Source organism: Clostridium pasteurianum BC1 (assembly GCF_000389635.1).
GTDB lineage: Bacteria > Bacillota > Clostridia > Clostridiales > Clostridiaceae > Clostridium_I > Clostridium_I pasteurianum_A.
Genome location: NC_021182.1, coordinates 260,057 through 284,495 on the forward strand (window position 1 = coordinate 260,057; position 24,439 = coordinate 284,495).

18 protein-coding genes and 2 other annotated features are annotated in these 24,439 nt (G+C 31.2%); of the genes, 15 read left to right on the plus strand and 3 right to left on the minus strand.

Annotated features, from left to right (window positions below; all coding sequences use genetic code 11):
- Window positions 1–67: 67 nt before the first annotated feature.
- From CLOPA_RS01265 to nrdG, 11 genes are all read left to right on the plus strand, one after another.
- Window positions 68–649, plus strand: coding sequence for a PsbP-related protein (locus CLOPA_RS01265; RefSeq protein WP_015613651.1), 582 nt, complete (start codon window positions 68–70; stop codon window positions 647–649).
- Window positions 650–1,013: 364 nt separating this feature from the next.
- Window positions 1,014–1,880, plus strand: a complete 867-nt coding sequence (locus tag CLOPA_RS01270) for a hypothetical protein (protein WP_015613652.1) — start codon at window positions 1,014–1,016, stop codon at window positions 1,878–1,880.
- 106 nt (window positions 1,881–1,986) lie between these two features.
- Complete coding sequence (locus CLOPA_RS01275; protein WP_015613653.1) at window positions 1,987–2,832, plus strand: Mrp/NBP35 family ATP-binding protein; 846 nt, start codon at window positions 1,987–1,989, stop codon at window positions 2,830–2,832.
- A gap of 198 nt (window positions 2,833–3,030) precedes the next feature.
- Window positions 3,031–3,219, plus strand: coding sequence for a ferredoxin (locus tag CLOPA_RS01280; RefSeq protein ID WP_041711102.1), 189 nt, complete (start codon window positions 3,031–3,033; stop codon window positions 3,217–3,219).
- A gap of 253 nt (window positions 3,220–3,472) precedes the next feature.
- Window positions 3,473–6,034 (plus strand): sugar phosphate nucleotidyltransferase, encoded by a 2,562-nt coding sequence (locus tag CLOPA_RS01285; protein WP_015613655.1) that lies wholly within the window; start codon window positions 3,473–3,475, stop codon window positions 6,032–6,034.
- Between the two features lie 342 nt (window positions 6,035–6,376).
- Window positions 6,377–6,630 (plus strand) — a binding site (T-box leader).
- Window positions 6,631–6,820: 190 nt separating this feature from the next.
- Window positions 6,821–8,113, plus strand: coding sequence for an aspartate--tRNA(Asn) ligase (aspS, locus tag CLOPA_RS01295; RefSeq protein WP_015613656.1), 1,293 nt, complete (start codon window positions 6,821–6,823; stop codon window positions 8,111–8,113).
- Between the two features lie 192 nt (window positions 8,114–8,305).
- Window positions 8,306–8,593: an Asp-tRNA(Asn)/Glu-tRNA(Gln) amidotransferase subunit GatC gene (gatC, locus tag CLOPA_RS01300; RefSeq protein WP_015613657.1), complete on the plus strand. Its 288-nt coding sequence runs from the start codon at window positions 8,306–8,308 to the stop codon at window positions 8,591–8,593.
- A gap of 14 nt (window positions 8,594–8,607) precedes the next feature.
- On the plus strand, window positions 8,608–10,104 hold the full coding sequence (gene gatA, locus CLOPA_RS01305; RefSeq protein WP_431602562.1) for an Asp-tRNA(Asn)/Glu-tRNA(Gln) amidotransferase subunit GatA: 1,497 nt from the start codon (window positions 8,608–8,610) through the stop codon (window positions 10,102–10,104).
- 87 nt (window positions 10,105–10,191) lie between these two features.
- Window positions 10,192–11,631: an Asp-tRNA(Asn)/Glu-tRNA(Gln) amidotransferase subunit GatB gene (gene gatB / locus CLOPA_RS01310; RefSeq protein ID WP_015613659.1), complete on the plus strand. Its 1,440-nt coding sequence runs from the start codon at window positions 10,192–10,194 to the stop codon at window positions 11,629–11,631.
- 712 nt (window positions 11,632–12,343) lie between these two features.
- Window positions 12,344–14,467, plus strand: a complete 2,124-nt coding sequence (gene nrdD / locus CLOPA_RS01315) for an anaerobic ribonucleoside-triphosphate reductase (protein ID WP_015613660.1) — start codon at window positions 12,344–12,346, stop codon at window positions 14,465–14,467.
- 139 nt (window positions 14,468–14,606) lie between these two features.
- Entirely contained in the window at window positions 14,607–15,119 is a 513-nt protein-coding gene (nrdG, locus tag CLOPA_RS01320; protein ID WP_015613661.1) for an anaerobic ribonucleoside-triphosphate reductase activating protein, read from the plus strand.
- 279 nt (window positions 15,120–15,398) lie between these two features.
- Here the strand turns inward: nrdG and CLOPA_RS01325 are convergent, their stop codons facing one another.
- A complete protein-coding gene (locus CLOPA_RS01325; RefSeq protein WP_015613662.1) occupies window positions 15,399–16,034 on the minus strand; it encodes an MBL fold metallo-hydrolase in 636 nt (211 codons plus the stop codon).
- Window positions 16,035–16,344: 310 nt separating this feature from the next.
- On the opposite strand from CLOPA_RS01325, the gene CLOPA_RS01330 reads away from it, so the two are divergent.
- The 4 genes from CLOPA_RS01330 (at window position 16,345) to CLOPA_RS01345 (ending at window position 22,998) form a co-directional block, all read left to right on the plus strand.
- Window positions 16,345–17,286: a CPBP family intramembrane glutamic endopeptidase gene (locus tag CLOPA_RS01330; RefSeq protein WP_015613663.1), complete on the plus strand. Its 942-nt coding sequence runs from the start codon at window positions 16,345–16,347 to the stop codon at window positions 17,284–17,286.
- A gap of 184 nt (window positions 17,287–17,470) precedes the next feature.
- Window positions 17,471–17,683 (plus strand) — a binding site (T-box leader).
- Between the two features lie 112 nt (window positions 17,684–17,795).
- The gene (ileS, locus tag CLOPA_RS01335) at window positions 17,796–20,903 is read left to right on the plus strand and encodes an isoleucine--tRNA ligase (protein ID WP_015613664.1); all 3,108 of its coding nucleotides are present in this window, start codon (window positions 17,796–17,798) and stop codon (window positions 20,901–20,903) included.
- Window positions 20,904–21,266: 363 nt separating this feature from the next.
- A complete protein-coding gene (locus tag CLOPA_RS01340; protein WP_015613665.1) occupies window positions 21,267–22,265 on the plus strand; it encodes a LacI family DNA-binding transcriptional regulator in 999 nt (332 codons plus the stop codon).
- A 154-nt stretch (window positions 22,266–22,419) separates the two neighbouring features.
- Window positions 22,420–22,998, plus strand: coding sequence for a hypothetical protein (locus CLOPA_RS01345; protein WP_015613666.1), 579 nt, complete (start codon window positions 22,420–22,422; stop codon window positions 22,996–22,998).
- Window positions 22,999–23,065: 67 nt separating this feature from the next.
- Here the strand turns inward: CLOPA_RS01345 and CLOPA_RS01350 are convergent, their stop codons facing one another.
- Together CLOPA_RS01350 and CLOPA_RS24665 are read right to left on the minus strand one after the other, a co-directional pair.
- On the minus strand, window positions 23,066–23,983 hold the full coding sequence (locus CLOPA_RS01350) for a CPBP family intramembrane glutamic endopeptidase (protein WP_015613667.1): 918 nt from the start codon (window positions 23,981–23,983) through the stop codon (window positions 23,066–23,068).
- Between the two features lie 122 nt (window positions 23,984–24,105).
- On the minus strand, window positions 24,106–24,264 hold the full coding sequence (locus CLOPA_RS24665; RefSeq protein WP_015613668.1) for a hypothetical protein: 159 nt from the start codon (window positions 24,262–24,264) through the stop codon (window positions 24,106–24,108).
- Window positions 24,265–24,439 lie beyond the last annotated feature (175 nt).

Sequence of the window (24,439 nt, forward strand, 5' to 3'; positions counted from 1 at the left end):
TTTATGCCGTCTTCATTTTTAATATGCATACATACTAAATAAAATTATTAATAAAGGGGGTATTTATATGAAGATATTTATTGTAGACAGAAAAAAGATGGGTGTGATATTTGTAGTTATGGGTCTTATGGTAGTTCTATTTTCTGTAGGGATAAACTTAGATAATAGAATAAGAACAACAGCCTTTATTCAAAATAATCTAGGAGCATTAAAGGAATACTATGCATCAGAACATAAAATAACTTATAAGCTTCCAGCAAAGTGGACAACAAGTCGAGAAGATTTTGCAGGGGGAGAAATATTATATCATAATAATTTTAATTCACAGGATAATAGTATTCATGGATATGTTCAAATATGGAATTTACAAAATGACTTGAAAAGTTTCTTGCAAAACAGTAAAGTAATGTCGGAAATTCAAAATAGTGCAGAAGATTTTAAGATATCCGATATAAGCATAAATAATAATAAAGGTTATCTGGTTACTTATAAAACCAAGGCAGCTGATAAAACTTATAATGCCTTTGAATATTTTATAAAATATGATAATATTTTTGTGAGGTTTTCTTTTTATGTAGAAAGTGACAAGCTTAACGGTAATATGCCAGCTGTATTTAAAGCAATAGTTGAAACTATAAAATATGAATAATTATTTTAATAAAGCTTACTTGTATGAATTGACTCTTACATGGGGATACAGTATTCATAAGTAAGCTTATTATATTAATTTGTTAATGTACATAAATGATGATGTAGTAATGTGGTGAATAAGACTATAAATAACAATAAAATTTCCAAATATAATTCATATAGAATACATAAAACTAAGGTCCTTTATTCTTGATTACAATTAATATAAGACGTATAATAAATAATATCTATTAAGTATATGAAAATAAATAGTAAGATTCAGAATAGACTAGCATACTGACTAGTTATTTATTTGAAATGTGCCTTAAGTGGATTTAATGAATGTTATCTAGAAAGGGATGTTCTGTAAGGGAGAGGTTTTGGTGAGAAAAAAGAGTTTATTGCTAATAGGGATATTTGTAATAATAGCCAGTTTACTTTCTAGCTGTAATCAAATTGATTCAGCAAAGGTTAAATTGGGTTTAAAAAATAAAGATTTTCAGTATATAAAACAAGGAAAAGTAAAAAAAGTAGTTATACAGAATAGTAGAGACAGTGGATATAAATTTGTAGTAACAAATCCTGTTGCCATTTCAGAATTATATGATATTTTATCAGATGCTAAACCTGTAAATAGCAAGACTTCTCTTGACCCAGATTATATTTTTAGTCTATATGAGGACTCTAATAAAGTTTATCAGCAGTTTGATTACGTAGTGGGTTTAGATAAAAAAGATGGTGGAAATTTATATTCTAAAGATAAATATTATATAGTTCCCAATAGAATTGATAACGATATATTAAATAATTTTCAAGATTTAAGAACTCCTAAGGATTTTAATAAACTCTATTATACATTTATAAATCAGTGTATTGATAAATATAGAGCTGATACTAAAAATAACAATAAATCTATAGGTATAAATATAAATGATGATGTAGAAGTAGCCAAATATATATTTTCCAGTGATTTAGATGATTTTCAAAAATCACTGCCTTCCAATGTAAAACTGCTTAAAAATTCCAATGATGCTTGTGATGTAAAAGAAACGATTACTACGACTGGATATAAAGCAGCTGGATATGCAGATGAATATAGATACAATAATATAAGTTACGATTCAATATATAAAAGTATAGTTGATTTTTATGATAATACAACTAAAGAGACAAAGGAATATTATGTTATAGCCAGATATAAAAATGGTTGGAATATAAATATTAGTGATAAAAAGAGCAGCGATTTTTGACTAGAATAAACCTAAATTAGACAAGTAATATTTGTAGGTGTTGATTAACATATTTATTTGCCGAAGTAAAGTTAAATAAACTTTTTCCAATAGGAGGAATTTTTTAATGAGTAACTGTGATAGCTGTGCCAGCAATGAAAATTGCAGCACTGGGGATAAAGACAAATGTAATAGTAAAAATGATAAGGTTATGCCTAAATATGGCAATATAAAAAATATAATAGGAATTATAAGTGGCAAGGGCGGCGTTGGAAAATCCACTGTGACTGGATTGATTGCTGCAGAACTAAGAAAGGCAGGTTACAAGGTAGGAGTTTTAGATGGGGATGTAACAGGGCCTTCAATGCCAAGATTTTTCGGAGTAAATAAAGAAAGGGCAAAAATGATTCCTATGACTGAAACAGAGGTTAAATTTATACCGGTAGAAACGGAAATGGGAATAAAATTAATATCTCTTAATCTGCTTATAGAGAGTGAAGATGAACCTGTAATTTGGAGGGGACCTGTAATAACGGGAGCTTTAAGCCAAATGTATACTGATACAGAATGGGGAGAACTTGATTATCTTCTTATAGATATGCCTCCTGGAACTGGTGATATAGCTCTAACAGTTATGCAAACTATGCCAGTAAAATCTATGATTGTAGTTTCTACACCACAGGATATGGTTTCTATGATAGTGAAAAAGGTAGTTATAATGATAGAGAAAATGAATATTCCAATAGTAGGAGTAGTAGAGAATATGTCCTATATAAAATGTAATAATTGTGGTGATAAAATAAGGGTATTCAGCAAAAAAACAGCTGAAGAACAAGCCCGATATTTAGGTGTTCCTCTTTTAGCTGAAATGCCTATAAATTTAGATTTAGTTGAAAGTTTAGAAAGAGGTACCGCAGAAAAATATATAAGTAGTAGTAATGAGTATAAAATACTTGTAGAAAAAATTATATAATAAGTATCATTAGCCTTATGTTTGGAAACAATATATACGTGATTTTAAATATATTGTAAAGGATGGTGAAGCTGTTAGCAGAACTAAAGAAATGCTGATAGATTATCAGTTCTATAAATAATCTAGTCCAGTTTTTCAAATGATAAAATCTTAATGAATAAAGATTTTACAAATAAGTTTTGTTTAACGGTAATTATTATGAAAGCGCATGTTGATAAAGATACCTGTATAGGTTGTGGTCTATGTCCCTCAGTTGCTCCAGAGGTGTTTCAGATGGATGATGATGGAAAAGCTGAAGAAATTGTTGAAAGTGTTCCAGAATCTTCATCAGACGCTGCAAAGGAAGCAGCTGATAGCTGTCCGGTTAATGCTATAACCGTTGAATAGATAGGTATTGTCTTAAAATAATTTAAAAAATGGATAAGGGAGACTGCAAAATGCAGTCTCCTTTAGTTTTATTGTAATATTTTATGAATAATAATGTAAATTAAAGCATTTATATTATTAGGACATGTATTCTTAAAAATAAAAATTTTAAGAATATTTGATAATTTTTTTATTGTGAGATAAAATTAATTAAAATAGCATACTAAAATTCTAGCATTTTTAAAATCTATAATTATAATTAGGATGTGATTTTATGAAAGCAATTATTATGGCAGGAGGAAAAGGCACTAGACTTAGACCATTAACTTGCAGCAGACCAAAACCAATGATGCCTATAATGGGAAAACCTGTAATGCAGTATTCCCTGGAGCTTTTAAAAAATAGTGGAATAAAAGATATAGGAATTACTCTTCAGTATCTACCGGATTCAATTATAGATTATTTTGGTGATGGAAGTGAGTTTGGCGTTAATCTGAAATATTTTATAGAAGCTAGTCCTCTAGGGACAGCAGGTAGTGTCAAAAATGCAGAGGACTTCCTTGATGAAACTTTTATAGTTATCAGCGGAGATGCTATAACGGATGTAAATTTAATAGAGGCATTAAAATATCATAAAGATAAAAAGGCTGTGGCTACTTTGATATTGAAAGAAGTCAGTGCTCCATTAGAATATGGAGTAGTTGTTACAGATAAAGAAGGCAAAATCACTGGATTTTTAGAAAAACCAAATTGGAGAGAAGTTTTTAGTGATAAAGTAAATACAGGTATTTATGTGCTGGAGCCAGAAATATTTAAGTTTTATCCGATGACTAGTCGCCGCTGTAATACTCCACCTTCCAAAGGTGGAGATAACAGCGATACGTCCCTGGATAATTCATCTAAACTTGGTGGGAGTACAAAGTCACACCAAGTAAGATTCATTGATGATAAAGACAAAAGTTTTGATTTTAGTAATGATTTATTTCCGATACTTATGGAGAAAAATGTATCTATGTATGGCTATAATTCTAATTTTTATTGGTGTGATATAGGGAATATCAATCAATTTATGCAATGTAATTATGATGTGCTTATGGGTCGTGTAAACGTAAACATAAAGGGCGAAGAATATAAGAAGGGTATATGGATAGGTAATAATTGTACTTTAAGTCCTAATGTGAATATAAAGCCCCCTGTATATATAGGGGACAATTCAAATGTATATGATGGAGTGGAAATAGGACCTTATACTGTCATAGGTAAAAATAATATTATATCCTCTGGAAGTACAATAAAAAAAAGCATAATATTTAATAATTCTTATATAGGTGAAAATACAGAAATTAGAGCTTCTTTAATATGTGATAAGGTACAGCTTGAAAATGGTGTTTCCATGTTCGAAGAGGCTGTAATAGGGGATGAAAGTATTATAGGAGAGAGATCTATAATAAAACCAAAAGTAAAAATTTGGCCAAATAAGTCTATAGGAAACGGAGAAGTCATAAGGGAAAATTTGATTTGGAATCGTAAAATTGAAAGGAGCTTTTTTAGCAGTAAAGGCATAAGAGGAAATATAAATGTAAATATTACTCCAGAGTTTGTGTTAAAATTAAGTTCTGCCTATGGATCTATACTGAATTCTAATTCTAAAATAATAATAAGCTGTAGTGATGAGGGATCAGCTCAAATGCTGAAGTTTTCTTTAGCTACAGGACTTATATCTATGGGAATCCAGGTATATGATCTAAATAAAAGTACATTAGAAGCAACCAGGATTATAACAGTTTCAAGAGGATTCAGTGGAGCAGTTCATATATATGTTGATAAAGATAATAACGAAAGAGCTGTTATAGTTTTTATAGATAAAGATGGACTTGATATAAGCAAGAATATGAAGAGGAAAATAGAAAGTAATTTTGTAAGAGAAGATTTTAGAAGAGTGAAAATGGATAATTTTAAATCTATAGTGACTATGGAGGACTGTACTAAGCATTATATTAAAAATATATTAGATAAATTAAATAGAGAAAAAATAATAAATAATAAATATAAGATAGTATTTATAACAAAAAATAGGATTATTAAGTGGCAGCTGATAAATATGTTCAATGAAATTAAGGTAGATACTGTAGTAATGAAAGATAGCAGTGATTTAGGAGAACTTAGTGAGGAAGTAAAAAAATCTCATGCTTCGCTTGGAATATGGATTTCAGATGAAGCTGATAATTATGTTTTAATAGATGAAAAAGGTAAAATTATGGAAAATAGTTTTAAGGATGTACTTAAAGCTCTGATAATTCTAAATACTTTTAAATTCAAAACCCTTGCTGTAGCTGTAGATGTTACTCATTCTGTAGAAAAGATAGCTAATATGTATAATGCAAAATTTATAATAACTAAGATTGATCATAGAAATATAGTAAGTGAGTATATAAAAAATGAAAAAGATAAAAATGAAAAAGAAATATTAGTTTCATATTTATCTACTATAGATTCAGTTAGTATGTTATCATTAATATTAAATTTAATGGCTGAATTTAATATGACCTTATCAGGACTGACAGAAACGGCACCACAATATCATAATAAGGTTATGAAGGTAAAATGTCCTTGGGAAATGAAGGGTAAGGTTATGAGAAATATTATAGAAAATGGTGACTTTAATTATTTGGATTTAATAGAAGGAGTACGAATAAGTTTTCCAAAGTGCTGGGTGATTATATTACCAGATTTAGATGAACCTTTATGCAGTGTACAAGCTGAGGGCGAAGATGAAGAATATGTGGAGAAGATACTGAAAAAAATATCCCTTAATATACAAAAAATACTTTACTGAATTTTATCCCATGACTATCTACTCTAATATTCCTACTGCACGCTGTAAAAGTGATTTGCACAAAATCTAAGATTTTGGTTCTCTGCTTTTCTTCAAAGTGGGAGTAAAGAGTGTCTACGTTCCTGAATAACGATTTATCCTAAAGGTCAATGATTTCTAAATACTAAAAATACTGATGCTCAGAAATTTGTTTATCAAATTATCAAAATTATGTGGTTAAAATGGAATGGATTTGTATAATTGCAAAGTTGGGAATAATAATATTGATATATTCACATATTAATATTATTATTCCTAAAAGTATTGTATTAATTTACATAAGGTTATATAATATAGAATGTGAAAATGGTGACGATAGGAAGAGTATATATAATTGGATTTGTAGAGAGTCAGAGGTGCTGGAAATCTGATATGAAAATTATATGGAAGAACATCCTTGAACAGTTAACTGAAAGCTATGTGAGCTAGTAGGCTTAAACGGTTGTCTACCGTTAAAAAGACAGGGTATTGATATTTTGAATTCATCTGTACCTGTAAAAGTGAACATTTTATATGTTAAGTAGGATGGTACCGCGAAGTTTTAACCCGTTCCTATATCGAAAGATATGGAGCGGGTTTTATTTATTTGTAAAGCAATAAATTAAACTAGAAAAGGTTTTTATCCGATGACTAGTCGCTGGATAATTCATCTAAACTTGGTGGGAGTACAAATTCCCACCAAGTAAGATTCATTGATAGTTTAGACGTATATTGTATGTAAAAATTTATACATAGGAGGTTATTTTAATGAAAAATATTTATGTAAAAGATGTAGCTGCTTTAGCTGATGGAACTGAAGTAGAATTAAAGGGATGGGTGCACAAAATATATGATTTGGGAAAAATAAGTTTTGTAAAGCTTAGAGACAAGACAGGAATAGTACAAATTGTTATTGATGAGAGTCTTGATGCTAAGCTAAGACTTGAAATGTGCATAGCAGTAAAGGGAAAAAAGGTCAAAAATGAAAAAGCACCAGAGGGAATAGAAGTTCAGGTGGATGAATTAAAGGTACTTGGAAAAACTTATTATGATAAGCTTCCCTTTGCAATAAATGCTGGAAAGATTAAGGCTGCTTTAGAAACACAGCTTGACCATAGAACAATAAGCTTAAGAGCGCCAAAGATAACTGCCGTATTTAAAGTGCAGGAGAAGATAGCTGATGCTTTTAAAGATTATTTAAAGGCAAGAAATTTTACTGAAGTATATACACCAAAGATACTTGCATCGGGAACGGAAGGTGGAAGTGAAGTATTTACGGTTAACTATTTTGATCACAGAGCTTTTCTTGCACAAAGTCCACAATTCTATAAACAGATGATGGTTGGCTCAGGTTTTGAAAGAATATTTGAAATAGGTCATGCTTACAGGGCGGAACTCCATAATACTTACAGGCATTTAAATGAATACGTAAGCTTAGACCTTGAAATGGGCTTTATAGAAGATGAATTTGAAATAATGGATTTAGAAGAAGGCTTTATAAACTATCTATTTAAATATATTAAAAAAGAATGCGAAAGTGAATTAAAGCTTTATAACATTGAACTTCCAGATGAAGTTAAGATTCCTAGAATTCCATTATTTGATGCACAGGAAATACTTCTTAAGGAATATGGAAAGAGATCTCCAAAGGGCAATATTGATAATGAAGGAGAAAAATTATTTTCGGAATACATAAAGAAAGAATATGATAGTGATTTTGTATTCTTAACAAAATATCCAGCTGCTAAAAGACCAATGTATACAATGCCTGATGATGAGATAGAAGGAGCTACTAAGAGCTTTGATCTTATATACAAAGGACTTGAAATAACCACTGGAGGACAGAGAATACACGATTATGAAGCACTAGTTGCAAATATTGCTAAGATGGGCTTCAAAACAGAAGAGTTTGAATTCTATACTGAAAACTTTAGATATGGGATGCCGCCTCATGGTGGGCTTGCTATAGGTCTTGAAAGACTTACTATGAAAATACTAGGTTTAGATAATATCAGAGAAGCATCACTACTACCAAGAGATATGAAGAGAATAACACCTTAAAGAAAAGGGCAAAGCAACTCTTTTCTTAGTGGAAAGTTGAAAGTGGATAGTGGAAAGTTAATAAAAGTTCAAATATCAATAAGGTGAATTTTCAGTCACTATCAACTCTTAACTTTCTATTGTGGATATATAGTGTAATGCAGAATAAATAATTTAGTATGATTTAATATTTGATAGAAGGAGTGAATTTAAGTGGAACATGTAAGTGTTGAAGAGGTTAAACACATTGCTAAGTTGGCAAAATTAGGTTTTACAGAAGAAGAAACTTTAAAAATAGCCAAAGAATTTGAAGCCATACTTACTCATTTTAAAACTATAGATAATCTGGATTTAAATGATGTGGACTTAAACGAATTTGATGAAGTTAATACAGAATTTAGAAAAGATATTCCAGAGGTATTTGAAGATAAGAAAAAGCTTATGCAGAATGTAAAGAGTCTTAGAGATGGAGCAATTGAAGTTCCTAAGATAATAGAGTAAATTCAATAAGGCTAATGAGATTAGGAGGGAAAGCTTTGGATATAGAAAAGATGTCCGTGGAACAATTGAGGGATGGAATAAGAGAAAAAGTTTTTACATCAGAAGAAGTAGTTAAATTTTATTTTGATAGAATAAAAAAGTTTGACGGAGAGGTAAATTCATACCTAACGCTTTGTGAAGAGAATGCTATTAAAGAAGCCAAAAGCATAGATGAAAGAATAGCAAAGGGTGAAAAAGTAGGTAAACTAGCAGGGGTTCCCATTGCAATAAAGGATAACATATGTACAGATGGTGTGAAAACTACTTGTGCATCAACGATGCTGGAGGATTTTATACCACCTTATGATGCCACCGTTATAAAGAAATTAAAGGAACAGGATGCAGTTATAATAGGAAAAACCAATATGGATGAGTTTGCTATGGGATCCTCCACTGAAAACTCAGCCTTTAAAACTACTAAAAATCCTTATGATCTGGAAAGAGTGCCAGGCGGATCTTCAGGTGGTTCAGCTGCAGCTGTAGGAGCAGAGCTTGCACCAATATCTTTAGGTTCTGATACAGGCGGATCTATAAGGCAGCCAGCAGCCTTCTGTGGAGTTGTTGGACTAAAGCCTACTTATGGTCTTGTATCCAGATTTGGACTTATAGCCTTTGGATCTTCACTGGATCAAATAGGGCCTTTTTCAAATAATATTAGAGATTGTGCACTTACTCTTGAAGTTATAGCAGGAACAGACCCGCTGGATAATACCAGTTCTAAAGAGATTGGAGATACTGACTACCTAAATGGAATAGAAGATGGTATAAAAGGTATGAAGGTTGGTGTACCAAAAGAATTCTTAGGTGAAGGTTTAGATGAAGAAATAAAAGCAGCTGTAAAAAATAGCATTGAAAAGTTTAAAGCACTAGGCGCTGAGGTAGAAGAAATATCATTACCTATTACAAAGGAAGGTCTTTCAGCTTATTATATCATATCCTCAGCAGAGGCCAGTTCAAATTTATCTAGATTTGATGGGATAAGATATGGTCATAGAGCTAAAGACTATGAAGATGTATATGATTTAATGGAAAAAAGCAGAAATGAAGGCTTTGGAGAAGAAGTTAAGAGAAGGATAATGCTTGGTACTTATGCACTATCTTCAGGATACTATGATGCTTATTATAAGAGAGCTTTAAAGCTTAAGAAAAAGGTGAAAGAACAGTTTAAAGAAGTATTTTCTAAATATGATATAATAGTAAGTCCAGTATCACCAGTTCTTCCGTTTAAATGTGGTGAAAAGAAGGGTAATCCACTGGAAATGTACCTTGCAGATATTTATACTGTAAATATAAATCTTGCAGGTATTCCTGGAATATCCATGCCTTGTGCACAGAGTAAAGAAGGTCTACCAATAGGAGTACAGCTTCTAGGACCACATTTTGGAGAAAAGAAAATATTCAAAGCTGCCTTAGCACTTGAAGAAGCTTTAAAAAATGGTGGATTTGAATTGAAAAATTGTGCGTTAAAATAGAACATTGATGGGGGTCAGACACTAGGGTTCTCAGAGTCTGATACTCTCAAATAGAAAGGGGGCAAGCAGCGATACTGCTGCATTATTATGAGTTACGAAACTATAATAGGATTAGAAATACATGCAGAGCTTAATACAAAAACAAAGATATTCTGTAATTGTTCCACTAAATTTGGAGCAAGGCCTAATGAAAATACATGCCCAATATGTATGGGACTTCCAGGAACACTACCTGTTCTAAATGAAGAAGTAGTTAATTTGGCTGTGAAAGCCGGAACAGCATTGAATTGTAAAATAAATAAATTAAATAAAATGGATAGAAAAAATTATTTTTATCCGGATCTTCCTAAGGCTTATCAGATATCCCAACTTGATTTACCTATATGTGGACCTGGTCATGTGGAGATTGAGACTGAAAAGGGTGAGAGGTCTGTAAGGCTAAATAGAATACACATAGAAGAGGACGCGGGAAAGCTTGTACATTTAGAATATGAACCATTTTCTCTTATAGACTACAATCGTGTAGGGGTTCCACTTATAGAAATAGTTACAGAGCCTGATATGCGATCACCGCAGGAGGCAGTGACTTTCTTAAGAACATTAAAGGCAATTCTTGAGTATGGTGGTATATCTGATTGTAGAATGGAACAGGGTTCTTTAAGATGTGATGCAAACATATCCCTTAGAGAGGTTGGCCAAGAGGAATACAACACTAAAGTAGAAATAAAGAATATAAACTCTTTTAGAGAGCTTCAAAAGGCACTTGAAAAAGAAGAAAAACGTCAAAAGGAACTATATGATTTTGGTGAAGCACATAGGATAGTTCAGGAAACAAGAAGATGGGATTCTGGTAAAGGAAGAACTGTAACAATGAGAAGTAAAGAAGATGCCAACGATTACAGATATTTCCCAGAACCAGATATAATACCTATAGTAATTAAAGATGAGATAATTGAAAAAGTTAAAGAGGATATGCCGGAACTTCCAGAGGATAGAAAAGAAAGATTCATTAAAGAGTATGGACTTTCAGAAAAGGAAGTAGAAATTTTGGTGTCTGACAAACATTTTTCAGAATACTATGAGGATGTTATTAAACTTGGTGCTGATGCAAAAAGTGTATCAAACTGGATGCTTTCAGATATGCTAAGACTAATAAAAGAACAGGAACTTGAGCTTAAAGATATTCCTGTGAAGAAGGAAGATTTTGCTGCCCTTTTAAAAATGGTTGCTGATAAGAAATTAAGTGTAACTTCTGCAAAAAGTGTTTTTGAGGATATGTTTAAAACAGGTAAGCACCCTGAAGACATTGTAAAGGAAAAGGGACTATCACAAATAAGTGATACAGGTGCTATTTCAGAAATAGCTGTTGCAGTGTTAAATGCAAATCCACAGTCAGTAAGTGATTACAAGGCTGGAAAAACTCAGGCGGTAGGATACCTTGTAGGTCAGGTTATGAAGCAAAGTAAGGGTAAGGCAAATCCCAAGATGGCAAGGGATATACTTGAAGAGAAGATAAAAGAAATGTAAATTTATTTAAAAGAGTATTTCAATATAATATTTATAGATTTATATATTGAAATCATCAATATATAATTTTTAGATAATTCCACATAATGTATTATGTTATTATATTATGTGGAATTAATTTTTGAAAATTTGTTTTTTAAAGAAGGAAAAAATAGTGTAAAGCCTTATGTACCAGGGCTTTACACTATTTTTGCGAATTCCACACAACTACTGTTCTGTGGAATTCGCAATTTTCTTACAATTGAAAATTAAAATAATTATTTCAATCTTTAAAGTTTTTAAACTTAGGTAATTAAATTAATAATATATCCAATTTTACATTATTTTAGGTACAGACTTAATGGATATTATTTGACCAAGTAACAACGTACATGATATCGTATTAAGATAATTTGATTTCCATAGTATTTTTATTGTGATTTGGTTTTAGAAGTATGTCACTTAAATTTGATTTATAGTAAGACTGCTTTTGTAAGCAACTATTTTTAAATGTAATTTCAGGTTTACATTCAGTTATGTCAGTATTAGCAATATTATTTAGGCATCTTCATAAATATCAACAATCAGTTTCCTATAAAAAAGCGAAGATTTTGAAGCTAGGATGCTATAAAAAGAATTTTTATATGAATAAAGTAGATTAACAAATTGCTATAAAATTTTTCCTACTGTATAATATTTCAGTACAAGATATTGTGTTCGGGAGGATTAATATATGCTATATGTAGTGAAACGTGATGGAAGAGAGGTAGAGTTTAACTCTATTAAGATTAGCAATGCTATAAAAGGTGCGGCAGAGGAGATTGGAATTAGTATTAAGATTAGTGAGATTTTAGAACTTACTCAAGAGCTTATAAGGAAGCTTGAGGAGATGGATTTGCAGAGAGTTACCGTAGAAGAAATTCAAAATATGGTAGAATGTACTCTTTTACATAAAGGATATAAGGAGATAGGTATTGCCTATTCAAATTATAGAAAAGAAAGAACTAAGGTTAGAGATATAAAATCAGATTTAATGAGGGCAATATCTCAAATAGGCATAGAAACGGATCGCGACAATGCCAACGTAGGAAATAATTTTAGTTCAAAGCTTCTTAGAATAGCCAGTGAGTCAAATAAATGGCATAATCTTGCTAAGATGCCTAAAAGGCTTGCTAAAGCTCATGAGAACGGAGATGTGTATTATCATGATTTGGATAGCTACAATTTAACTGTAAATTGTTTGCATATACCTACAAAGGAGGTATTACTTAAAGGATTTAATACAGGTTACGGGAATATAAGACCCCCAAAGAGAATAGAATCTGCAGCTGAGCTTTCATGTATTTTACTTCAGTCCACTCAAAATGATATGTTTGGTGGTCAGTCTCATCCGGATTTTGATAATGATATGGGAGAATTTGTAGATCCAACAAGGCAGCAGATTAAAGATGAATTTAGAGAATTTGGTATAGATGAAAATAGAATAGATGATATAGCTGAAAAAAAATTAATAAAATCTGTAGAACAGGCTATGCAGGGAATTGTATACAATTTAAATACTATGCACAGCAGAGCAGGTTCCCAGGTACCTTTTTCATCAATAAATCTAGGTATTCCAAATAATAAGGATGCGGCACTGGTATGTGAGGTATTTTTAAAAGAATATGAAAAGGGACTTGGAAGAGGTGAACAGCCTATTTTCCCTAATATAATATTTAGAGTTAAAGCTGGAGTTAATAGAGAACCAGAGGATCCATATTATTATTTATATAAGCTTGCTTGTGACGTGGCAGCAAAGAGAATGAATCCCACATTTATGAATATTGATGCAACCTTTAATAAAAAGTACTATGATGAAGGAATTATACCTGCAACTATGGGCTGCAGAACCTATGTATGTTCTAATGTAAATGGAGAACCAGGTACTAAGGGAAGAGGAAATATAGCACCAACAACTATAAATCTACCTAGAATAGGTATAGTTGCCAAAGGTGATGTGAATAAATTCTTTTCTGCATTGGATGTAAGACTAGAACTGGCCAAGGATAGCCTTATTGAAAGATATAACATGCTTAAGCATCTGAGATCTAAGGATTTACCTTTTGTTGTGGGCCAGGGACTTATGAAAGGCTCTGAAAATTTATTACCAGAGGATTCCATCGAGCCTATATTAAAACAGGGAACCTGGGGAGTAGGATTTATAGGACTTGCAGAAGCTCTTGTGGCATTGACAGGAAAACATCATGGTGAAGATGAAAAATCAAGAGAAATTGGTATAAGGATAATTAAATATATAAGAGATTATACAGATAAGTTGACTAGGGAAACTAAGCTTAATTGGAGCTGCTATGCTACTCCTGCAGAAGGGTTAAGTGGTAAATTTATTCCTAAGGATAGGGCTGTATTTGGTATAATACCAGGAGTTACAGATAAGGATTACTATACAAATAGCTATCACATACCTGTAGGTTATAATATATCAATAAAAGACAAAATAGATATAGAAGCCCCATATCATGAGTTGTGTAATGGAGGACATATAAGCTATATAGAATTAGACAATTATCCAGATGGTAATACTATTAAGGATATAATAGATTATGCATATAAAAATACTAACATAAGTTATATGGGAATTAATTTTCACATAAGATATTGTAAGTGCTGTGGAACTTATCTTTACAATGGCGAACAACAGTGCACGGAATGCGGAAGTCATGATATACAGGGAGTATCAAGAGTTACAGGCTATTTAAGTCTTGATGAGAGATTTGGTAAGGGAAAATATGAGGAAAGATCTGATAGAATTTCACAGGCTAATGGTAACTCTGTATATGATGATATTACAAGTGTTTAGTTAGAAAATACATGAGATTAACGACATCTTTGCATTTGATGTATTGCAGAGCGGCATTAGTTAATTTATAAAAGGTATCAATGAGAGGTTTTTGGGTTAAGGTTCGGATAGAGTATATTGGGGAAAGGAAGAGAATTTTATGAGTGATAATAAAATTAGACTTGCAGGAATGCTTTATGAAAGCTTAAGCAATGGTCCTGGGCTTAGGAGAGTTTTATTTTCTCAAGGATGCAGACATAATTGTAAGCATTGCTTTAATCCCCATACCCATTCTTTTCAAGGTGGAGAGCTACTAGATATGGATGGTATTGTGGAAGATATAGTAAATAATCCTATTCTTAGAGGGGTAACCTTTAGTGGTGGAGATCCCTTGGAACAGGCAGAAAAATTCGCCTATATTGCTAAAAAGGTTAAAGAAAAAGGAAAAAGTGTTTGGGTCTACACTGGATATACTTTTGAGCAAATACTTAAGGCTAAGGATAAACGCTTAGATTGGGATGGACTTCTTAAATACTGCGATGTCCTTGTAGATGGTAAGTTTGATATAAATAAAAAAAATGAGAGCTTAAAATTTAGAGGTTCAAATAATCAGAGGATTATCGATATAAAAAAGAGCTTGAACATGGGGAGAGCTTGTATGGTGCAGTGTTGATATCTAACGAAGATATAAAATGTTAAGTAAGACGCATTGGTAACTAACCATCCATGCCTCAAGTGCCACAACCACCAATGAAAACGCTATGGGACTTGCATTCTCTAACTAAATTTTAATAATTGTAAAGAGTACTATGAGATTCATGTAATTGGTTTTCATAGTGCTCTTATTATTTTTAACCAGTTACAAATATAATTTTAGAAAGCTGTCACCAATTTTGATTTTGGTAACAGTATATTGATAGGCTTAACATAAATAAAATTAATATGGAGAAAATTAATTTGCAGTAAGTATCTTAACATTATTGTTTTCAGTAAGTTTACTTTCAAGCTTTAATGTGTTATTTTGAAGTCGTTCTCCATTTTTTATGGCACTAATGAAGTTTTCCACTCCATCTATAGGAAAACTTAATAATGGAGTTTTATAGTGCATAGGTATAATTAAATGACTATTAATTTTTTCACAAAGTTTTTTAGCTTCCACGCCATTAATAGTAAAATTTCCTCCCACTGGTACTAATAATACATCTATAGCTCCAAGGGCAGTTACCTCCTCATCACTTAAAATGTAGCCAAGATCGCCAAGATGGCATATTCTGTAGCCATCTACTTCAATGATAAATATAATATTTTTACCTCTTACTGCTCCTAATTGCTTGTCATGATAGGAGTTCACGCCTATAATATTTAAATCATCAAAATTATAGTTTCCAGGCGTATTTATAATTTTAGGATTTCCTTTTACCTCATCAGTATAGGCGTGATCAAAGTGTGAATGGCTTATGGTTACAAAATTGGCATTGCCCTTATAGGTTTCATAGCCTACCTGGTCATTAAAGGGGTCAGTTAAAATTAATCTGTTTCTTGAATCTTTTATTAGGAAGCTGGAATGTCCTAGCCAAGCTATTTCCAATGGAACTCATCTCCTTATTGGTATAAAAATTATTTGCTAAAATAGTAGTTTGTATTTATTATAATACTATATCCATGTTGGTACTTATATAAACTTAAGTATAGAAGAGAAACAATAAGTGAAATAATGTAGAATTAAGTTTTATCAATGGGTCACTGTATTATTTGCCCAATTGAAGTTAAGATAAAACTTATAGATAAGAAAAATATTTAAAAGGATAGTGTGGTGGTTTGTAGAATATAATATACTTGAGTTATAGTTTAATCACATTACCTTGAAAACAATTATTTTAATATTAGGGAGATTTTATATGAAAAAAGTTTTTTATGCCAACATTTTTTTTCTCATTTTAGTATTAATTCAAATTTGCGGTGGATACATCATAAAGCCGTTTGTTAAATTACTTCATCTAAATTTAGGCAGCATTCTTGTTACCACTCAGATTCTATTTTTAATAGTCCCTATAATAATCTATCTATTAGTAACAAAGCAATCGCCAATTAACACACTTAGAATAAAACCTCTTAAAATAAGTCAGTTATTTCTTGTTATAATTACAGGCTTTTTAGTAGTACCAGTTGCTACGTTTTTAGGACTTATAACAAATTTGGTATTTCATAATAATGTGAATGATGTATTTGGCAAAATGAGTTCTTTACCTTTTTGGGCTATGTTATTAATTATAGCTTTAACGCCTGCTATATGTGAAGAACTTACCATGAGAGGGGCTATATTATCTGGATATAGAAAGCTTGGTATTAGTAAATCAGCAGTTATAACAGGATTTTTATTTGGAGTACTTCATCTAAATCCACCTCAGTTTTTATATACTTTTGCACTTGGCATAATATTGGCCTATATAGTAGATGCTACAGGATCTATTTTTGCTTCTATGATATGCCACTTTATATTTAATGGAATTAATGTGTTAGCTTCCTGGATAAGCTTAAAAAATGGTTCAAGGCCTCAGGATATAACGGCTTTATCTCCAGCTGTAAGAAATTCAGCATTAATTATATACTTCATAGCCTCTATTATAAGTATTATAATTATTATTGTCATAATAAACCAGCTTAGAAAAAGTAATATTAATTATATGCAAAAGAGTGAAAGCAGAGCAGATAATGTTTACCATAGTGGCTACGAGGAAGAGTTAGGAAGTGGACAGAAAATAGGAAGTATAAAGACTTATTCACCTATTATAATAAGTGTAATTATATATTTTTTGTTTACATTTAATAATTATAAATAATGTGCATTTATCTTAATAATAATTCTTTATTGCAAATGTTTGAATCCTTATTGAAATGCAGAAATAAAGTACAAAAGTTAATACTCATACAAAATTCATAATAATATCCAAGTATTCGTAATTGACAAAAGAAATATAGTATAATATAATGTATTAATATGGAATATTTAAAAGTTAATTTGATATAATAGCTTTGATCGGGAAGAGTACTTATTTTTGATGCTTAAAGAGAGTGGGAAATGCTGTGACCCCATAGTAGATACTTAAGGAAAATCACCTGTGAGCTGAGGGCTGAAACTAAAAGTAAGCTTATCCGTATTTTACGTTAAAAAATAGAGTATGTTTGTACTTGATAGCTTAAATTTAGGTGGTATAACGAATTAACTTCGTCCTAGTTGGGATGGAGTTTTTTTATTCTACAATGATTTTTAAATTATTATAGCTTGTAATTTGGAAAATTGTCAATAATTTAATTGGTATATAAAGTCATTTGAAGGGAGTTCTATGTTATGTACAAAAAAGTGGATGGCTCTAAATCCTTTGTCGATATGGAAAAAGATGTACTAAAACTTTGGAAAGAAAAAGAAGTAATTAAAAAGAGTTTTGAATCTAATGGGGATGGTGAATATTTTACATTCTATGATGGACCACCTACTGCCAATGGGAAACCACATGTAGGTCATGTAATCACTAGAGTTATGAAGGATCTTATACCTAGATATAAAGTTATGAAGGGCTATAAGGTTTTAAGAAAAGCTGGTTGGGATACTCATGGACTTCCAGTAGAACTTGAAATAGAGAAGAAACTTGGAATTTCAGGTAAACCACAAATTGAAGAATATGGTGTAGAGAAATTCGTTAAAGAATGTAAGGATAGTGTTTTCTCTTATGTAAGCCTTTGGAAAGACATGTCTGAGAAATTAGGCTTTTGGGTTGACATGGATAATCCCTATGTAACTTATCATAATACTTATATAGAATCTGTATGGTGGGCACTAAAAACTATGTGGGATAAAGATCTTTTATATAAAGGACATAAAATAGTACCATATTGCCCAAGATGCGGAACTTCTTTATCTTCTCACGAGGTAGCTCAAGGTTATAAGGATGTTAAAGAAGCTACAGCTTTTGTAAAGTTTAAAGTTAAGAACGAAAATAACAAATACATACTTGCATGGACAACAACTCCATGGACTTTACCTAGTAACGTAGCTCTGGCAATAAATAAAGCTTACACTTATGTTGAAGTTATAAATAATGATGAGCATTTAATTCTTGCTAAGGATCTTTTAAAGGTGCTTGAAGGTGAATATGAATTAGTAAGGGAATTTAAAGGAGAAGAACTTCTTGGAACAGAATATGAGCAATTGTTCAAATTTGAAACTCCGAAGGAAAAAGCTTTTTACGTAGTTCATGGAGACTTTGTAACTCTAACAGATGGTACTGGAATAGTTCATATAGCACCGGCCTATGGTGAAGATGATAATTTACTGGGTAAAAAATATGGATTGCCTTTAATAAATCTAGTAGATTTAGAAGGAAAATTTGTAGATGCTGTAGAACCTTGGAAAGGTACTTTTGTGAAGAAAGCTGACCCTAAGATACTTGAATATTTAAAGGAAAAGGGAAGTCTTTATAAATCTGAAAAATTTACTCATTCATATCCTCATTGCTGGAGATGTGATACACCTCTTCTTTACTATCCAAAGGATAGTTGGTTTGTAAAGATGACTTCATTACGTGATAAATTACTTGAAAATAATAACAGGATTAACTGGTATCCTGATAATATCAGAACGGGAAGATTTGGAAAATTCCTTGAAAATGTTATCGATTGGGGAATTAGCCGTGATAGATATTGGGGAACACCACTGCCAATATGGGATTGTGAATGTGGTCACAGAGAATGTATAGGCAGTATAGAAGAGCTTAAGACTAAGGGAATAAATGTACCAGAAAATATCGAACTTCATAAGCCATATATAGATAATGTTAAATTAACTTGTCCGATGTGTGGAAAGCCAATGACGAGAACACATGAGGTTATTGACTGCTGGTTTGACTCTGGTTCTATGCCTTTTGCACAGCATCATTATCCTTTTGAGAATAAAAAACTTTTTGAAGACAATTTTCCAGCTCAATTTATATCAGAGGCAGTAGATCAGACAAGAGGATGGTTCTATACTTTACTTGCCATATCTACAGCTATATTTGATACAAACTCCTTTGAAAACTGTGTAGTTTTAGGTCATGTGCTGGATAAGCATGGTTTAAAGATGTCAAAGCATAAGGGAAATGTTGTAGATCCTTTTGAAGTACTTGAACATCAGGGTGCAGATGCTGCAAGATGGCATTTTTATACTTCCAGTGCTCCATGGCTTCCAACAAGATTTTCAGAGGAAGATGTGGCTGAGACTCAGAGAAAATTCTTGAGTACTCTTTGGAATGTATATTCCTTCTATGTACTTTATGCTGAAATAGATCAATTTAATCCAACAGAATATAAAGATTTTGTATCTGAAAATGTCATGGATAAATGGATTGTATCAAAATTAAATACATTGATTAAAGATGTAGACGAAGGCTTAAATGCTTATAAGATAACTCAAAGCGCCTTAGCTATTGAAAGTTTTGTTGATGAACTTTCAAACTGGTATGTAAGAAGAAACAGATCAAGATACTGGACTACTGAGCTTACAGAAGATAAAATAGGAGCTTATGTAACACTTTATAATGTACTTATAGATTTAAGTAAGGTTGCAGCCCCATTTATACCATTTATGACAGAACAGATTTATCAGAGTCTAGTATTAGCTTTAGATTCTAAGGTTGAAGAAAGTGTTCATTTATGCAAGTGGCCTGTATATGATGAAAAACTTGTAGATAAAAAATTAGAAAATGATATGGATTTAGCTTACACTATAGTTAAACTTGGAAGAAGTGCTAGAAATGCTGCTAATATAAAGAATAGACAGCCATTGGGAGAAATGCTTTTAAGCACAAAGGCTATTCCCTCTTATTATGGAGATATAATAAAAGATGAATTAAATGTAAAAGAAATTGTATTTGGAGCAGATCTTTCAAAATATGTTAATTTTGAAATAAAACCTAATTTACCTGTACTTGGAAAGGCTTATGGAAAATTAATCCCTGGTATAAGGAAGGAAATAGGATCAAAAGATCAGATGGAGCTTGCAAGGACTGTAAATGCTGGGGAAACTGTTAAAATAGATGTTCAGGGAACAGAGATAGAACTCAACAGCAGTAATCTACTTGTGACAATGCAAGGATTAGAAGGCTTTGCTTTTGCCGGTGAAGGAGAATTGGGAGTAGTACTTGAAACTACCATAACTCCAGAATTACAGGAAGAGGGTTATGTAAGAGAAATCCTTAGTAAAATTCAAAACATGAGAAAAGAGAGTGGTTTTGAAGTTGCAGACAAAATAGTTCTCTATGCAGCTGATAATGAAAAATTAGAAGCTGTAATTAAAAAATATGAAGAGGCTATAAAAAAGGAAACTCTTGCTGTAAAAGTTGTATATGATAATGAAAGAAAATATACAGAGTGCAATATCAATGGAGAAGCTCTAAATTTAGCAGTGGAAAAGAGTCTATAGAATAGACTAATCTTTTCTTTGAAGATTATTAAAGTTATAATTATATAAAGCTATGTTTATAATAAGCATAGCTTTATATTTACAATAATGATAGTATTAAATTATTATAAAATAAAGTAAGCTGAATATAAGCTATATATTTTTAATTTACTTTATCTTAGGATAAGGTCTAAGGCACATTCAAATAAATAATTAGGCAGTATGCTAGTCTATTTATTTTCATATGCTTAATTGCAGGAAAAATGTTATATTCAAATTACAAAAACAGCATAATATACATAATTGACATAAAGGTTTTTAAATCTGTATACGTTTTATTACATAATGACAAATTTAACAAAAAAGTTAGGAGTTGATATCAAAATGGCGGCTTCAATAAAAGATGTAGCTAAAGAGGCAGGAGTTTCTATTGCCACTGTCTCAAGAGTTTTAAATGATGTAGACGTAGTAAATGAAGAAACAAAGAAAAAAGTTAGAGAAGCAATAAAAAAGCTTGAATATAGGCCGAATATTGTAGCTAGAAGTTTAAAAACACAAAGAACTAGAACTATAGGTATAATTGTGCCAGATATTTCAAGTCAGTTTTATCCAGAAATAGTTAGAGGCGCAGAGGATGTATCAAACATTTACAATTACAATGTTATACTCTGTAATACAGATCTTGATCCACAAAAGGAAATTGAATATCTTAGAGTTTTAAGAGAAAAAATGGTAGATGGAGTTATATATATGAGCAGTTCTCTTGGGGAGGATATCATAAAGGTACTAAATGATTTATCTATGCCTACAGTTTTAGTGGAAACAAGAGGAAAAGATTTTGGTTTCCCAAGCGTAACTATTGATAACGAAAAAGCTGCTTATGACGCTACAGAATTTTTAATCAAAAAAGGAAATAAGAAAATTGCATTTATAGGTGTAAATCCAGATACAGCTAATGCCAGTGGAATAAGAATTTTTGGATATAAAAAGGCACTTTTAGATAATGGAATAGAATATGATGATAATCTAGTTCAATTTGGAGGTCTAAAGGCAGCTGATGGAAGAGATGGTATGGAAGCCATACTTAATAAAGGTAAAATAGATTCAGTTTTCTGTTGCAGTGATGAAATAGCTATGGGTGTTATCAATACTTTAAGAGCTAAGGGAATAAAGGTACCAGAGGATGTAGATGTTATTGGTTTTGATAATATTTATTCTTCTTCCATATATTATCCAAATCTTACTACTGTAGAACAGCCAATGTATGACATGGGATCTGTTGGTATGAGAATGCTTATAAAGAAAATTAATAAAGCAGAATTGGAAACTGAGCATATAGTATTAGATTATAAGATAATTGAAAGAGATACATGTAAAAAATAAAGATGGAAGGTATCAAAGCATAGTATATATTCTTTGGTGCCTTTTATTTGCTTTTACCTGCATGTAATTTTGTATGAATGGCTTTTGCAGAGTACACTGAAGCATCACTCTGGATAGTCATTGGATAAAAGTTTAATAAAGGAGTGAAAAAATTATGGAGGATAAACTTATATATCTTCCACAAATGCTTTTAATAGGTTCTTCAGGACGTAATAGTGGAAAGACAACTCTTGCAGCTAGTTTAATTAGACATTGGAAAGATAAATTTCCCATTACAGCCTTAAAAATAACTACAATTGAAGAAAAAGATGGGAAATGTCCCCGAGGTGGAAGAGGCTGCGGAGTTTGTACTAATATAAAAGAAAATTTTGAATTAATAGAAGAAAAAACTTCAGATAGTAATAAGGATACCTCCCTTCTACTTGCAGCTGGAGCTGAAAGAGTATATTGGCTTAAGGTATTAAAAACTCATATTAAGGAAGGTATAGAGTATTTTCTAACAGAGATTCCAGAAAATAATTTAATAATATGTGAATCAAATAGTCTTAGAAATATTGTGAGACCTGGAGTCTTTATAATGCTAAAGAATACACAAAATTCAAACATTAAAAAATCAGCAAGTGAAGTTATGGATAAAGCTGATTTTATTGTAGAAGGTGATTTTAGAGATAATATTGATAAGGTAACTGAAGAAATTAACCATTATTTCCCACCCGAACATATTGAGAACTAATTATTAGAAAATGTAAATATACATGCCATTAAATCTAGATTTTTGGTAACGAAAATAATAATGAAATTTAAGCATGAATTATTTTGCGATTATAAAATTTCCACATAAACAAAAAACATAAAATGAGTATTAGGGTAACTATAAGACCTCCCTCTGGACCAAATTGTCCACCATTAATTATATTGTCAGCAGTATTTCTTACATTGTATATCCCATTAGTTTCATTTCCACTGACCAAAAAGCCAAATACATTTCCTTCGAAATAATTCCAAGTTATGTGAAGACCTATGGAAAGCCATAAATTTCCCGATTTAATTGTCATATACATAGCCAAAAGTGCAAATAAAAATAAATTTACATAACTGAGAAAGCTTATGCCTGAATTTAGAGAATGCATGGCAGCAAATATAATAGATGACACTATTAGGGCTATCCATTTGTTGGTGGACTGCTTAAGTACTGTAAAGCAGTAACCCCTGGCAAACATTTCTTCATTTATGCCTACGAAGATGAAGAGTATTATGCCTGTTAAAGCATATGTATTAAAATTAGGTCTGTTTAAAGCGCCTATAAGCTTTATATTGCCAGTAACAAGCAGTATAAAGAACACTATGGTCAGAGCAGCTGCACCGAGAATTAAGCCTATAATGAGATCCTTACAGCCATCTTTTAGATTAATCAGACCAATGTCTCTTAAAGGCTTCTTGTCAAATTTTCTCCAAAAGATAACTATACTTAGAATCATGCAAGCACATTGTAAAAGCGTGGCTATAAAGCCTAATGGAGTACTTAGAGTTAATGATTTGTTTAGGTCGCTGGCAGTCTTAAGTAAATCCTGGTGGTATAAGAGTTGAATTACAGTATAAACAATTCCAACAGCTATTTGAGTTATGAATGTAAGTAGGGTAAAGAAGATAAATACGATAGCTATTTTCCAGCCAGCTCTTGGTTGAGAGTTTTTGTTAATAAAAATATTTTTGAACATGTAGGACCTCCTGTTTTAGTAAAATTTTAAAGTATTTTAATTATTAAATTTATTCTATATCTATCGTTGAAAATATCTGAAGTAATCATTTTGTAAAAATGGATACTCTAATTATAGTAAAATTATAGTAAAAAATCTATATTTTCTTTATCAGATATTTTTAAGGTAGAGTCTTCATCTTCTGCTTCATATACATTTATATCACCTACAATATCCTTTAACATCTTTATAAGATTATTTCTCTGAAGAACATCATCTTCAGCTAACAATATATTAACCATTCAGTCACCGCCAATATTTTCTTGTATAGTTTATTTACGACAATAATTATATCAAATTAAGTATGGTATGTGAAATTTAAGGAAATATTTGTAGGAAATTTAATTAAAAATATTTAGAAAAATATGGTATAATAGTTCGTAGATGGTAATAGGAAAAACTTAAGAGGTGGTAAAT

Bases quoted from the DNA above. Each gene is read 5' to 3' on its own strand.
- nrdD (WP_015613660.1), top strand. From the start codon at position 12,344: ATGCTATATGTAGTGAAACGTGATGGAAGAGAGGTAGAGTTTAACTCT.
- aspS (WP_015613656.1), top strand. From the start codon at position 6,821: ATGAAAAATATTTATGTAAAAGATGTAGCTGCTTTAGCTGATGGAACT.
- CLOPA_RS01285 (WP_015613655.1), top strand. From the start codon at position 3,473: ATGAAAGCAATTATTATGGCAGGAGGAAAAGGCACTAGACTTAGACCA.
- gatA (WP_431602562.1), top strand. From the start codon at position 8,608: ATGAGATTAGGAGGGAAAGCTTTGGATATAGAAAAGATGTCCGTGGAA.
- CLOPA_RS01345 (WP_015613666.1), top strand. From the start codon at position 22,420: ATGGAGGATAAACTTATATATCTTCCACAAATGCTTTTAATAGGTTCT.
- CLOPA_RS01340 (WP_015613665.1), top strand. From the start codon at position 21,267: ATGGCGGCTTCAATAAAAGATGTAGCTAAAGAGGCAGGAGTTTCTATT.
- CLOPA_RS01275 (WP_015613653.1), top strand. From the start codon at position 1,987: ATGAGTAACTGTGATAGCTGTGCCAGCAATGAAAATTGCAGCACTGGG.
- CLOPA_RS01350 (WP_015613667.1), bottom strand. From the start codon at position 23,983: ATGTTCAAAAATATTTTTATTAACAAAAACTCTCAACCAAGAGCTGGC.
- CLOPA_RS01265 (WP_015613651.1), top strand. From the start codon at position 68: ATGAAGATATTTATTGTAGACAGAAAAAAGATGGGTGTGATATTTGTA.
- CLOPA_RS01280 (WP_041711102.1), top strand. From the start codon at position 3,031: ATGAAAGCGCATGTTGATAAAGATACCTGTATAGGTTGTGGTCTATGT.
- nrdG (WP_015613661.1), top strand. From the start codon at position 14,607: ATGAGTGATAATAAAATTAGACTTGCAGGAATGCTTTATGAAAGCTTA.
- ileS (WP_015613664.1), top strand. From the start codon at position 17,796: ATGTACAAAAAAGTGGATGGCTCTAAATCCTTTGTCGATATGGAAAAA.
- gatB (WP_015613659.1), top strand. From the start codon at position 10,192: ATGAGTTACGAAACTATAATAGGATTAGAAATACATGCAGAGCTTAAT.
- CLOPA_RS24665 (WP_015613668.1), bottom strand. From the start codon at position 24,264: ATGGTTAATATATTGTTAGCTGAAGATGATGTTCTTCAGAGAAATAAT.
- CLOPA_RS01330 (WP_015613663.1), top strand. From the start codon at position 16,345: ATGAAAAAAGTTTTTTATGCCAACATTTTTTTTCTCATTTTAGTATTA.